Annotated in this window: 12 protein-coding genes; 10 read left to right on the forward strand and 2 right to left on the reverse strand. The window is 42.1% G+C overall.

Annotated elements, in window-relative coordinates; genetic code table 11:
* Positions 1-137 precede the first annotated feature (137 nt).
* Positions 138-2,024, forward strand: a complete 1,887-nt coding sequence (locus ACEO2X_RS00060; RefSeq protein ID WP_371970887.1) for a choice-of-anchor I family protein — start codon at positions 138-140, stop codon at positions 2,022-2,024.
* A 151-nt stretch (positions 2,025-2,175) separates the two neighbouring features.
* Here the strand turns inward: ACEO2X_RS00060 and ACEO2X_RS00065 are convergent, their stop codons facing one another.
* Positions 2,176-2,796, reverse strand: a complete 621-nt coding sequence (locus tag ACEO2X_RS00065) for a TIGR00730 family Rossman fold protein (protein WP_096902251.1) — start codon at positions 2,794-2,796, stop codon at positions 2,176-2,178.
* 55 nt (positions 2,797-2,851) lie between these two features.
* On the opposite strand from ACEO2X_RS00065, the gene ACEO2X_RS00070 reads away from it, so the two are divergent.
* The 7 genes from ACEO2X_RS00070 (at position 2,852) to ACEO2X_RS00100 (ending at position 11,727) form a co-directional block, all read left to right on the forward strand.
* Complete coding sequence (locus tag ACEO2X_RS00070; RefSeq protein WP_131261671.1) at positions 2,852-3,133, forward strand: hypothetical protein; 282 nt, start codon at positions 2,852-2,854, stop codon at positions 3,131-3,133.
* A complete protein-coding gene (locus ACEO2X_RS00075) occupies positions 3,130-4,713 on the forward strand; it encodes a TerC family protein (RefSeq protein WP_004975629.1) in 1,584 nt (527 codons plus the stop codon). The genes ACEO2X_RS00070 and ACEO2X_RS00075 overlap by 4 nt, the downstream gene beginning before the upstream one ends.
* Positions 4,714-4,854: 141 nt before the next feature.
* Positions 4,855-5,322: a YchJ family protein gene (locus ACEO2X_RS00080; RefSeq protein WP_004975636.1), complete on the forward strand. Its 468-nt coding sequence runs from the start codon at positions 4,855-4,857 to the stop codon at positions 5,320-5,322.
* A 65-nt stretch (positions 5,323-5,387) separates the two neighbouring features.
* Complete coding sequence (locus tag ACEO2X_RS00085) at positions 5,388-6,032, forward strand: trimeric intracellular cation channel family protein (protein WP_178865912.1); 645 nt, start codon at positions 5,388-5,390, stop codon at positions 6,030-6,032.
* Between the two features lie 156 nt (positions 6,033-6,188).
* On the forward strand, positions 6,189-7,508 hold the full coding sequence (locus ACEO2X_RS00090; RefSeq protein ID WP_286396873.1) for an MFS transporter: 1,320 nt from the start codon (positions 6,189-6,191) through the stop codon (positions 7,506-7,508).
* A 174-nt stretch (positions 7,509-7,682) separates the two neighbouring features.
* A complete protein-coding gene (gene parC, locus ACEO2X_RS00095; protein ID WP_371970891.1) occupies positions 7,683-9,902 on the forward strand; it encodes a DNA topoisomerase IV subunit A in 2,220 nt (739 codons plus the stop codon).
* 148 nt (positions 9,903-10,050) lie between these two features.
* The gene (locus ACEO2X_RS00100; protein WP_371970893.1) at positions 10,051-11,727 is read left to right on the forward strand and encodes an AMP-binding protein; all 1,677 of its coding nucleotides are present in this window, start codon (positions 10,051-10,053) and stop codon (positions 11,725-11,727) included.
* Positions 11,728-11,835: 108 nt separating this feature from the next.
* Here ACEO2X_RS00100 and ACEO2X_RS00105 read toward each other — a convergent pair whose 3' ends face one another.
* Positions 11,836-12,216: a hypothetical protein gene (locus tag ACEO2X_RS00105; protein ID WP_004975646.1), complete on the reverse strand. Its 381-nt coding sequence runs from the start codon at positions 12,214-12,216 to the stop codon at positions 11,836-11,838.
* 104 nt (positions 12,217-12,320) lie between these two features.
* On the opposite strand from ACEO2X_RS00105, the gene ACEO2X_RS00110 reads away from it, so the two are divergent.
* A complete protein-coding gene (locus tag ACEO2X_RS00110; protein WP_104852906.1) occupies positions 12,321-12,719 on the forward strand; it encodes an MAPEG family protein in 399 nt (132 codons plus the stop codon).
* Between the two features lie 124 nt (positions 12,720-12,843).
* Positions 12,844-13,380 (forward strand): inorganic diphosphatase, encoded by a 537-nt coding sequence (gene ppa, locus ACEO2X_RS00115; protein WP_004975651.1) that lies wholly within the window; start codon positions 12,844-12,846, stop codon positions 13,378-13,380.
* The last annotated feature ends 14 nt before the right edge of the window (positions 13,381-13,394 follow it).

Here is a 13,394-nt window from a genome sequence, read left to right on the forward strand (position 1 = left end):
CTAGCGGACTGCATCTGCAAAAGTATGAAAAGTGTTTGAAAATTCAAGTAAATGCCATGAAATTGTCATCTATTTGTCACCGATTATTCACTTTGAGTTTGTAAGTTGGGTGCATTTAGAAAAATGATGAGTAATTTATGAAAACGAAAATTTCTGCATTAATGTTGGCTTTATTGTCTGTGGGGATGGTGGGCTGTAATGATAATAATGATCCTATTCCTGTAAAAGAAGAAGTTGTTGAAGCAACACCTACAACAATTAGTTTGGAGCGTTTAGGGGAATACGATGCACAAGTTTTTGGTGCGAGTGCTGCGGAAATTCCTACTTATGATGCTGAAAGCAAACGTTTATTTGTAGTCAATGCGAAAAATGGTGTGGTCGATGTACTGGATTTAAGCAACCCAAGTGCACCTGTTAAGCTGAATAGCTTGGATGCCAAGACTCATATGGCGAATTCTGAAGTCAATAGTGTTGCGGTACATCAAGGTATTGTCGCTTTAGCTGTTCAGGCAACACCTAAAACTGATAAAGGCATCGTGGCATTTTTTAAAGCCAAAGACCTGAGCTTTATCAGCAAAGTTGAAGTCGGTGCATTGCCTGATATGTTGACTTTTACTCCAGATGGCAAAAAAGTCTTGGTTGCCAATGAAGGTGAGCCAAATGAAGGTTATAAGATTGATCCAGAAGGTTCAATCAGTATTATTAATCTGACTGATATTAACAAGCCTACTGTAAAAACTGCAGATTTTCAGGCATGGAATACACGTAAGCAGGAATTGCTTGATGCGGGCGTGCGTATTTTTGGGCCAAATGCGACTGTCGCACAAGATTTAGAGCCTGAATATATTGCGGTGAGTGACGATGGTAAAACTGCTTGGGCAAGTCTACAAGAAAACAATGCTATTGCTGTGATTGATTTGATTCAAGACCAAGTGGTCGATATTTTCCCCTTGGGCTATAAAGACTTTGGCTTAGCTGCAAATGCTTTAGATGCAGGTGATCGTGATTGTGTTGTTGGTAAGCAAGACTATAACGGTAAAACGATTACAGCCTGTGCTAAAAATGAGGGGATGATTAATATTCAAGCTTGGCCAGGCTTATATGGCATGTATATGCCAGATGCAATTGCGCAATATCAAGCCAATGGACAAAGCTACTTGGTCACTGCCAATGAAGGTGATGCGCGTGAATGGTTGGTTGATGAAGACTTATATTTTGGTACGGATGAAATAACTCAGGGTTATGCAGAAGAAATTCGTGTTAAACACTTATTCAATAATAAAGGCTTCAGTACCAATGGCGATTATGCAGCGCATTTACGTCTATTAAAGTCAGGGGTTAAAGGCGCAAAGCTTGATTCAAACGTATTTAAAGCATGTACCACTACAGATGCCAATGAAGTTTGTGCAGATAATTTAATTAAAGATTCACAATTGGGTCGTTTGACGATTACTTGGACGCAAGGTTACAAGAAAGATACAAATGGTGAGCCTGTGCTAGACAGCGATGGTTTCATGACCTATGACAAACTATATGCTTATGGTGGCCGCTCGTTCAGTATTGTAGATCCTAAAACCAAAAAAATTGTTTGGGACTCAAAAAATGACTTTGAACGTAAAGCTGCTGAATTATTTCCAGAATACTTTAATACCAATCATGAAAAATTAAGTATAGATGATCGTAGTGACAATAAAGGCCCTGAGCCTGAAGGCATTGCTTTAGGTAAAATTGGTCAAAAAACTTTTGCCTTTATTGGGTTGGAGCGTATGGGTGGCATTATGGTGTACGACATTACCCAACCGACACAAGCATCTTTTGTTGAGTATTTTAATGATCGTAAGTTTGGTGAAACCCGTACATCTTTCGATGCAGAAGGTAATGAGGTTACCGTTGAAAATTCAAATCTCGGTCCCGAAGGTTTGATCTTTATTGCAGCCAAAGACTCGCCTAACGGCAAGCCACTGTTAGTTGTGGGTAATGAAGTCAGTGGAACTACTGCCGTCTACCAAATCAAGCTTAACTAACAGCATTGCAAAATTAGAAATCTATTAAAGAGGGCACTTTGGTGTTCTCTTTTTTGTGCTGTAAAAACCAATGAACAGTGAATTAAAAAAAGCGAGTCACCGACTCGCTTTCACTTTCATTTTTATTGCTATTTCATGTAGCTAAAAAAGTTCAACCCACAAAATGACGTGGAGAATCCAAATTCTTCAAGGCATTAATAATTTTATGGGAGTGGTTACACACGATCAGTTTAGCGCGGTGCTGTGGTGGTAAAAAACCTTCGTGCACCGCATGATCTAACTGCTGAATCAGCGCATCATAAAAGCCATTTACATTATATAAAATCATCGGTTTTTGGTGCTGATTCAATTGCCCCCAAGTGGCAATTTCCAAAATCTCTTCAAAAGTACCCAAGCCGCCTGGCAACGCCACAAAAGCACTGGCGCGATCTGCCATCATCGCTTTACGCTCATGCATGCTTTTGACTACGTGTAACTCGGTTAAATTACTGTGGGCAATTTCATAATCCAGCATAAATTCAGGAATTACTCCCACCGCTTGCCCACCATGTTGCACAACGGTGTCGGCAACCAAACCCATTAATCCAATACTCGCACCGCCGTAGACCATACCAAAACCTTGCTCGGCCAGTTTTCTTGCCAGTTGTACTGCTTTTTCCTGATAAATCGGGTTATTGCCAGAGCGCGAACCACAGTACAGTGCCACCAAAGGTTGAGAGGTTTGAGGAGATGGATTATTGATATATTGGGTCATTCTTAATTCGCTATTCATTTATTTTCTTCACCATAGCATGTTCTTTTTGTTGGCTCTAGCTTAGTGCTCAAATATGACAAACCCGTCAGTATGCAGTGTTCAATTTGCAAAGATTTGTGAAAGTGCTGCATTGGCGTGGATGATGTCGCAAAAAGGGGATGAATCTGAGCGCAAACTTTCCTATACTCAAAGCTTGTCTGACAACTATAGAATCGTCATGGACAGTGGTAGTAGTCGCACCGAACGAATATTTTTAAATTACATGCTGTGCCAACCAGAGCAAGCAAACTTATCTTTTCAGTGTCATCGCCGTGTGGCACGTTTGACCCATGATATTCAGGAGAAGAGCGCATGATCTTTGAATGGATGTCTGACCCCGCTGCGTGGGTTGGGTTATTGACCCTGATCGTACTCGAAATTGTATTAGGCATTGATAACTTGGTGTTTATTGCCATTTTGGCAGAAAAGTTACCGCCAGAACAACGCAATACGGCACGGGTGGTGGGCTTGCTTCTCGCCTTGGGGATGCGCCTGATTTTACTCGCCTCTATCGCGTGGGTCGTCACTCTGACCCAACCACTGTTTCATATTTTTGAACATCCTTTCTCTGGACGTGACCTGATTTTACTGTTTGGTGGTGTGTTCCTGTTGTTTAAAGGCACCATGGAACTGCGCGAACGCATTGAAGGCAAACCAGCACTAAAAGAAGAAAACCCTGTACACGCGACTTTCTGGATGGTGATTGTGCAGATTGTGGTGCTAGATGCGGTGTTCTCACTCGACAGCGTGATTACCGCTGTGGGCATGGTGCAGCATTTATCGGTCATGATGATTGCGGTGATTATCGCCATTGGCATTATGTTGTGGGCCTCTAAAGCGCTCATGGACTTTGTCAATAAGCATCCTACCGTGGTGATTCTATGCCTGTGCTTCCTGATGATGATTGGTTTCTCATTGGTGGTGGAAGGCTTTGGCTATCACATTCCAAAAGGCTATTTATATGCCGCCATCGGCTTCTCGGTGATGATTGAATTCCTGAACCAAACCATCCGCAGAAATCAGGAAAAAACCGTGACCACCACCGATTTACGCTACCGTACTGCTTCGGCTGTGATGCGGATGTTAGGTGGCAAAAGTCAAAATACGACAGAAAGCAGTCATATCAACGAAGATGTTTTGGCTACCCGCGCCTTTGCTGATGAAGTCTTTGATGCTGAAAATGGCGTCTATCACAGCGTGATGGTACAAGGAGTGTTGGGCTTATCTGAGCGTCCTGTAAAATCGGTGATGACGCCACGTCCTGAACTGGAATGGATTGATTTAGACGAAGATGATGCCTCAATTCGCAGCCAATTATTAAGTATGACCCATTCACGAGTGATTGTGGCACGTGGTGAACTGGACAATATTTCAGGCATTGTCTTAACCCATAAAGTTATGAATCAATACATTGAAACAGGTGTACTGGACTTTGAAACACATTTGCGTGAACCCGTAATTGTGCATGAAAATGCCCAAGTTTTGATGGTGATGGAGCAATTGCGTCAAGCACCGCTGCAAATGGCGATTGTGCTGAATGAATACGGCTCGATTGAAGGCGTTGCCACACCTATTGATATTCTGGAAGCAATTGCAGGTGAATTCCCAGATGAAGATGCACTCGAAGCCAGTGCTGAAAGTTTGGAAGATGGCACATTATTGCTAGATGGTTCCATTGATATTCGCCACGTATCTTTATTATTAGGTCGTGATTTGGTGGATGAAAGCGAGCAATATTCAACTTTATCAGGCTATATTTTATTCCATTTGGGACGTTTGCCTGAAAATGGTGAGAAATTGCTTTCCGATGGTTATGTTTTTGAAATTGTGACCATGGATGGACATAAAATTGAAAAAGTGCATTTGATTCAGCAGGAATCTTCAAGCGCATCATAAACTGAACGCCAAACTGCATTTCAGTCTTGTGCTTCCGCTAAAATAGCCTGCATTGTCAGGCTGTTTTGGGGCTGTTGCCATTGCAAATATAGACGAAGTGTCAACAGACCCTATTATTGATTTAAATTTCTGGAATTTTCTATGCATCACTTGGCATGTCCGTGCGGGCAAGGCGATTATCAATACTGCTGCCAACCTTTACATGTGGGGCAGGCACATGCAGAAACCGCGAGCCAACTCATGCGTTCACGCTATAGCGCTTTTGCCTTGCAACAAATTGATTATATTGTGCAAACTACTGCGCTAGGACAACAGGCAAGTTTGGATGTTGACGCAATTGCAGATTGGAGCAAGTCGAATCAATGGTTAAAGCTCGAAGTGCTGAATAGCAATGAAAAGCTAGATAAAAGCCATGCCCAAGTTGAATTTAAAGCCCATTACCACGATGCCAAGCAGACGCAAATTCACCATGAAATTTCCCATTTTGTGCAACATCAGGCCCGTTGGTATTTTCTAGATCCGACCACAGGGCAACAGCCGACTATGAAACAGCCGTGTATTTGTGGTTCGGGTAAAAAATTTAAGCAATGTTGTGCGCAATTTTTATAACTTTATCTTGGTTTTTCGCTTATTATAACGCGCATCTATTGGCCTAGTGAAAGAAGGGCAAGTCCATGTTGTTGTTGGTCATTTACTTAATCGCGATTACCGCAGAAGCGATGACAGGCGCATTGTCTGCAGGGCGTCGCAGCATGGATTGGTTTGGTGTCACCTTAATTGCCTGTGTCACCGCATTGGGCGGTGGTTCGGTGCGAGATGTGTTATTGGGGCATTATCCGTTGACTTGGGTCAAACATCCTGAATATTTGGTGCTGACCTGTATTGCGGCTTTTATCACTATTTTAATTGCCAAATGGATGCGTCATTTACGTTCCATTTTCTTGGTGCTCGATGCTTTAGGTTTAATTGGCTTCACCATTATTGGTTGCCAAATTGCTTTGGAAATGGGGCATGGTTTTGTAGTGTCTGCCGTTGCAGGTGTTTTAACAGGTGTGTCAGGCGGGATTCTGCGTGATATTCTGTGTAACGATGTGCCTTTGGTGTTCCGTCGTGAGCTATATGCCAGTATTTCTTTTGTTTCCGTAATTTGCTATTGGTTGTGTATCGAAATCGGTTTATCGCTTGAATTAACCGTGATCGCAACACTTATTTTTGGTTTTACCTTGCGTTTGATTGCGATTTATTTTGGCTTAGAAATGCCTAAATTTATTTATCAGGATGATGATGAACATTCAGCATCCTCTAAAGATGAAACCTAATTGGTTATAAGAATTGTATTGAATATCTAAATAGAAGCGAACCGATCACTAGATCGGTTTTTTAATGCTATCCACATCCTGTCAATTCATAGTATAAAAATACAACAGCAGTTGTGTTTTAGCCCATATCCTTTTAGCCAACTTAAAGAGTGTGTTATGGATTTAGTTTCGCGTGTGCAACGTCTACCCATTGGAAAATTCCACTATAGCCTACTGGTGGTGATTGGTTTGGGCTGGATGTTTGATGCCATGGATACAGGACTGATCTCCTTTATTTTGGCAAAAATGGCAGAAGACTGGAGCATGACCCCTGCCGAAAAAGGCATGGTGGTGTCAATTGGCTTTGTCGGAATGGCCATTGGCGCAGTCTTTTCAGGTGGTCTGGCCGATAAAATTGGACGTAAAACTGTATTTGCCACCACCTTGGTGATTTACAGTCTAGCTACTGCCGCTTGTGCCTTTGCGCCGAATTTAACTTGGTTACTGGTCTTTCGCTTTATTGTCGGTTTAGGTTTGGGCGGGCAGCTTCCCGTAGCGGTGACTTTGGTCAGTGAATACATTCCTGCGCATGTGCGTGGGCGTTTTATTGTATTGCTGGAAAGTTTTTGGGGCTTGGGGTGGTTATGTGCGGCATTGGTTTCTTATTTTGTGATTCCAAAATTTGATTGGCATACAGCATTTTTAATCGGTGGTTTGCCTGCCTTATATGCCTTGGTTATCTGGAAAAAAGTCCCTGAATCTATCCCTTATCTGATCAATCGTGGTCGTATTGCCGAAGCACATGCACTGGTACAAAAGTTTGAGCGTCAATGTGGGGTAGAAGTCATTGAACAGATTGAAGTTCAGCCTGTTGCCGCCAAACAGCATATCTCTTTTACCCAATTATGGTCGGGGCCATTTGCACGCCGTAGTTTAATGCTGTGGGTGATTTGGTTTGGCATTGTCTATTCCTATTATGGCATTTTCACTTGGTTGCCAAGTCTGTTGGTGCAGCAAGGCTACAGCATCGTACAGTCATTTGAATATGTGTTGGGCATGATTTTGGCGCAATTGCCCGGTTATATTGCAGCTGCTTGGCTGGTCGAAAAATTAGGGCGCAAAGCTACACTAGCTGGTTTTATTGGCATGTGTGCCGTATCGGCTTATTTCTTTGGTCAGGCCGACAGTGTAGCGATGATCATGTTCTGGGGTTGTTTGATGTCGTTCTTCAACTTGGGCGCATGGGGTGTGCTATACACTTATACTCCTGAACAATATCCAACCAATATTCGTGCTTTTGGTTCAGGTTGGGCCTCGGCCATTGGACGCATGGGTGGTATTGTCGCTCCAATGGTGGTCACGCACATGATGGTTATGCAAAATGGCTTTAGTTATGTCTTTATGATGTTTACAGCGGTTTTATTGGCCGTTGCCTTGGTGATTGTGGTGTTGGGTGAAGAAACCAAAGGCAGAACTTTAGAGTCGATAGGTTTGTAAAATAACCACCAGCCATCGTATATTTTGCATTGCTGTTTTTTATAAAATGAATATTTTTACGGCATAAGACACAAATTGTCGCAGAGCATCCTTACTAGCCCTTGTGCAGGATGCTGCTGCGGCATAGCATAAGCCGATTGATACAAAAACAAATGATTTAGGACGACAGGTTTTATGACAAGCCTTGCGCATCATGCAACAGAAAACCGTTCCGTAGCAGAATTTACTGAACGTGCATACCTTAACTATGCCATGTACGTGATTATGGATCGTGCATTACCCCATATCAGCGATGGTTTGAAACCTGTACAACGCCGTATTGTGTACGCCATGAGTGAGCTTGGACTCAAGCACAGCGGCAAACCGAAAAAATCGGCCCGTACCGTAGGGGATGTATTGGGTAAATACCATCCACATGGTGATTCTGCTTGTTATGAAGCTATGGTGTTGATGGCGCAGCCGTTCAGTTATCGTTACCCATTTATTGAAGGGCAGGGCAACTGGGGGTCACCCGATGATCCTAAATCCTTTGCCGCCATGCGTTATACCGAAGCCAAACTATCGCAATATAGTGAAGTACTTTTGGCGGAATTGGGGCAAGGTACTTGTGATTGGCAAGATAACTTTGATGGCTCATTAAAAGAACCTGTCAATTTGCCTGCGCGTGTACCGAATATTTTGCTTAACGGCACCACAGGTATTGCCGTGGGAATGGCGACCGATATTCCACCGCATAACTTGCGTGAAGTGGTGAAAGGCACAATTGCCCTGATTCGTAACCCAAATTTAACCGACGAAAAAGTTGCAGAATATATTCCTGCACCAGATTTACCGACTAAAGCTGAAATTATTACCCCACCTGAAGAATTGCTGAAAATGCAAAGTACAGGTCGTGGTAGTTACCGTATGCGTGCGGTGTACAGCATCGAAAAAAATGAAATCGTGATTACCGAATTGCCGTATCAGGTTTCGGGTTCAAAAATCATTACCCAAATTGCCGATCAAATGCAGGCGAAAAAACTGCCGTTGGTGAGCGATGTGCGTGATGAATCTGACCATCAAAACCCAACCCGTTTGGTGATTGTACTCCGTTCTAACCGTATTGATGCCGAAGCGGTGATGAGTCACTTGTTTGCCACGACCGATTTAGAATCGAGCTATCGTGTCAATATGAACATGATTGGCGCAGATGGTCGTCCGCAGGTGAAATCGATTCGTCGTATTTTGCTGGAATGGATTGAGATTCGTAAAAATACCGTCACACGTCGTTTGCAATATCATCTTAATAAAATCGAAAAGCGACTGCACATTTTGGCAGGTTTGCTGATTGCCTATTTAGATATTGATACCGTGATTCGGATTATTCGTGAAGAAGATCATCCTAAAGCCGAGTTGATGGCGCATTTTGGTATTGATGAAATTCAGGCCGAAGCCATTTTGGAGTTAAAGCTACGCCATTTAGCCAAGCTTGAAGAAATGGAAATTCGCCGTGAACAAGAAGAATTAGAAGCACGCGCTGCCATTATTCGTGAACAATTGGCGAATCCTGAATCATTGAAAAACTTAATTATCAGTGAGTTGAAAGAAGACGCGAAAAAATTTGGTGATGATCGTCGTTCACCGATTGTATTGCGTGCCGAAGCGACTGCGATTAATGAACAAGATATGCTACCTGCCGACCCTGTGACGGTGGTGTTGTCTGAAGCAGGCTGGATTCGTTGTGCCAAAGGGCATGAGGTCGATGCGGAAAATCTAAACTTCCGTGCGGGTGATCAATATCTCAGTCATGCACAAGGCAAATCCAATCAGCGCGTCTATATTTTAGATGATACGGGACGCAGTTATGCGTTGCCAATTAATAGCCTGCCTTCGGCACGTGGCTTGGGCGAACCATTAAGTTCAAAACTTGCTCCGGCCAGTGGTGTTGGCTTTAAACAATTGCTGATTGCCGATGATGAGACTGAAATTCTAGCAGCCAGCAGCAAAGGTTACGGCTTTAAAACGCAGGCCAAACAGTTAGATACCAGTGCCAAAGCAGGTAAAGCATTCCTGTCTTTGCCTGAACAATCGACAGTGATGAACTTGCAAATGATTGAACACGCGAGTCATGTTGCACTGCTCAGTTCAGCAGGGCGTTTACTGGTGATTGAGCTGTCAGAATTGCCAATTTTGAATAAAGGTAAAGGTAATAAATTGATACAACTTGAGGAAAAAGATCAGTTGGTGTCTATGTTGCCTTTAAGTTTAGATGAAGCAATTCAAGTATTTGCAGGACAGCAACAACTCAAACTCAAAGGTGATGATTTGCTGAAGTATGTGGCGAAGCGCGGCACAAAAGGTCAGCTCCTACCACGTGGTTACCAAAAAGCAAATAAACTGTTAATTCAAAGATAATACTAGCGTTTTTTAAGCAAAATACGTTATATATGGTTTGTGTTCGTGAAAATGGATGCAATACAGGACATAAACAAGCAAACAACGACGTCTTGTATTGAGAAAAATAGTTTAAAACTAAGGATTATTGATTGGAGAAATTGGCATTATGGAAAAGATTTGGTTTGCTGAATACCAAAAGAGAGGAATTCCAGAAACTGTAGAACTGCCTGCAGAAAATACGTCACTCGTAGACATTTTTGAACGTAATTTCCAAAAATTTGGTTCACGTGATGCCTTTATCTTTATGGATAAAGTTTTAAGCTTTAGTGAACTAGAAGAAGCTAGCCGTAAATTTGCAACCTATTTACAAAGCTTAGGTTTGGCACCAGGCTCGCGTGTTGCCGTAATGATGCCGAACGTACTTCAATATCCAGTGGTTGCATTAGCGGTGTTGCGTGCAGGCTTAGTATTGGTGAACGTGAACCCACTTTATACTTCACGTGAGTTAGAGCACCAATTAAATGACTCTGGTTCTGAAGTTTTAGTGATTATCGAAAACTTTGCATCGGTTTATCAGGCAATTAATGGTAAAACTCCTGTGAAGCATGTGGTTGTTGCTTCTGTGGGCGATATGTTAGGTGCATTAAAAGGTACCTTGGTGAATTTTGTTTTACGTTCAGTGCGTAAGCAAATTCCAGCATGGAACATTCCGGGTCACATTAAATTTAATGCAGCAATTTCCAAAGTGAGCCCAAGCAACTACAAACGCCCAAGCTTAACTTTAAGTGATACTGCTGTGTTGCAATACACAGGTGGTACAACAGGTGTATCTAAAGGTGCAGAATTAACGCATCGTAACCTTGTGGCAAACATGCTGCAATGTGATGGTATTTTCCAAAGTAAATTTGGTGCGAAAGATGGTCAGCCAGATGATCGTATTTTCTGTGCGTTGCCGCTTTATCACATTTTTGCATTTATGGTGTGCGCGCTTTACGGCATGTACAAAGGTCAGGCAAACGTCTTAATTCCAAACCCGCGTGACTTACCTGCGGTGATGAAAGAATTACGCAAATATCAACCAACTTTCTTCCCTGCGGTGAATACTTTATTCAATGCGCTTGTGAATAATGAAGAGTTTAAACAGCTTGATCACAGTCGATTGAAAATGGCGATGGGCGGGGGTATGGCAGTATTACCATCAACTGCTGAAGCATGGAAAAAAGTCACAGGCACCAACATTATTGAAGGTTATGGCTTATCTGAGACTTCACCTGTGGCAACGGCTAACCCACCTACATCTGACGAATTTAGTGGTACCATTGGTATTCCATTGCCATTAACTGAAGTGGCTATTTTGGATGATGACGGCAATGAAGTTGCACTAGGTGAGCAAGGTGAAATTTCAATCCGTGGTCCACAAGTCATGAAAGGCTATTGGAACCGTCCAGATGAAACCGATAAAGTGATGATTAATGGTTTCTTCCGTACAGGTGACATTGGTATCATGGATTCACGTGGCTATGTGAAAATTGTAGACCGTAAAAAAGACATGATTTTGGTATCAGGCTTTAACGTGTATCCATCTGAAATTGAAGAAGTGATTGCGAAGCATCCGAAAGTATTGGAAGTGGCAGCCATTGGTGTGCCAGATGAAAAATCAGGTGAAGTGCCAAAACTGTTTGTGGTGAAAAAAGATCCATCATTGACCACAGAAGAAGTATTAGCGTTCGCTAAAGAGAACTTAACTGGCTATAAACGCCCACGTTATGTGGAGTTTATGGATGAATTGCCAAAATCGAACGTAGGCAAAATCTTGCGTAAAGATTTGCGTAAAACTGCGTAATTCATTCTGCTTTGAAATAAAAACGCCCCCGAAAATTCAGGGGCGTTTTTTTATATGCTTAGAAAATTGATTGCTTCTTGTTCAACATAGATGAAGTATTAACAGACCCTACTCTTTCATCAGCCAACGGTCAAAGTAACGACGCCCAACACCCACAATACCCAAGAAAATAAACATCGCACCAAATTGGCGACTAAAACCTGATTGATTAAAACTGCCATAACTTAAAATATTATCAATTAAGCAATACACCACAATCACAATAATCCAGTGCCAGAGCGGTAAGCGCTTAATCCCCACCGCATAAAACGCCACCCAAAGCACAACGAAGGTAAAAATGGTCGACCATACGTTCATGTTGGCGCAAATCACCATCAATAAAAATGCCACAATAGGCAACACAATTTTTAAAACACGATCCACTCGCAGTTGATGTTGGCGCTGCTTTTCAAGTACATCTAACATTTCCTTTTGATCTGGGCTGACCATAATGGATCCTTTATATAATTGCTTAAAACATGCTATTTAACAAAATTTATTCAAGAAATGCCATGTTATGATAAGTTCTCAATACAGTTTATGAGAAAAAATTGATGCAAAGCATAAGTGGAATTGTTTATCTAATTATAATTGCTTGCTTATTGCCGTATGTCTTTGCTGTTGTCGCAAAAATGGCAGGCGGCTTTAAACGCGAAGATAACCAAAATCCACGTGAATTTTTAGCCAAAACTACAGGTTTAGCTGCACGTGCTAACGCCGTTCAGCAAAACAGTTTTGAAAGCCTGCCTTTATTTATTGCTGCAGTGCTCATGGCGGAATATATGGTCATCCCACAAGTGGTGGTGATGATGTTTGGTATTGCTTATATTGTGCTGCGCATTATTTATGGAATTTGTTATTTAGCCAATTGGGCGACGCTGCGTTCAATTGTTTGGATGCTGTCTTTACTTTGCCCAATTTGTATTTTACTGATGGTGATTAAACTGACCTGATCAAGTCATGTCTGAAAATATGTATTTTTGCCTTGCAGATGTATAATCGCGCAGTAATTCAGGACAGAAAACCGTTATAATTGACGCGGTTTTAAAAAGATTTAACTTGTTTAAGAGTGATGCTATGAGCTACAGCAATATCCCTGCGGGTAAAGATGCACCAAATGACATCTATGTGATCATTGAAATTCCTGCCAATGCAGCGCCAATCAAATACGAAATTGACAAAGATTCTGATGCATTATTTGTAGACCGTTTCATGGGTACAGCAATGTTCTACCCAGCGAACTACGGTTATGTGCCAAATACACTTTCATTGGATGGTGATCCGCTAGACGTATTGGTTGTGACTCCACACCCAGTAGAGCCAGGTTCTGTGATTCGTTGTCGCCCAGTGGGTAAATTGAACATGGAAGATGATGGTGGTATTGATGCGAAATTGGTTGCCGTTCCGCACGAAAAATTAACCCCAATTTATAAAGATGTTCAAGAATATACGGATCTTCCACCATTATTGATCAGCCAAATTGAACACTTCTTCCAGCACTATAAAGACTTAGAGCCAGGCAAATGGGTGAAGTTAAGTGGTTGGGAAGGTGCTGATGTTGCGAAACAAGAAGTATTGAACTCAATTGAAGGCTACAAAGCTGCAAATCCATAATTTGCACGTAGCCT

It is taken from the genome of Acinetobacter sp. AL9, assembly GCF_041464035.1.
Taxonomy (GTDB): domain Bacteria; phylum Pseudomonadota; class Gammaproteobacteria; order Pseudomonadales; family Moraxellaceae; genus Acinetobacter; species Acinetobacter towneri.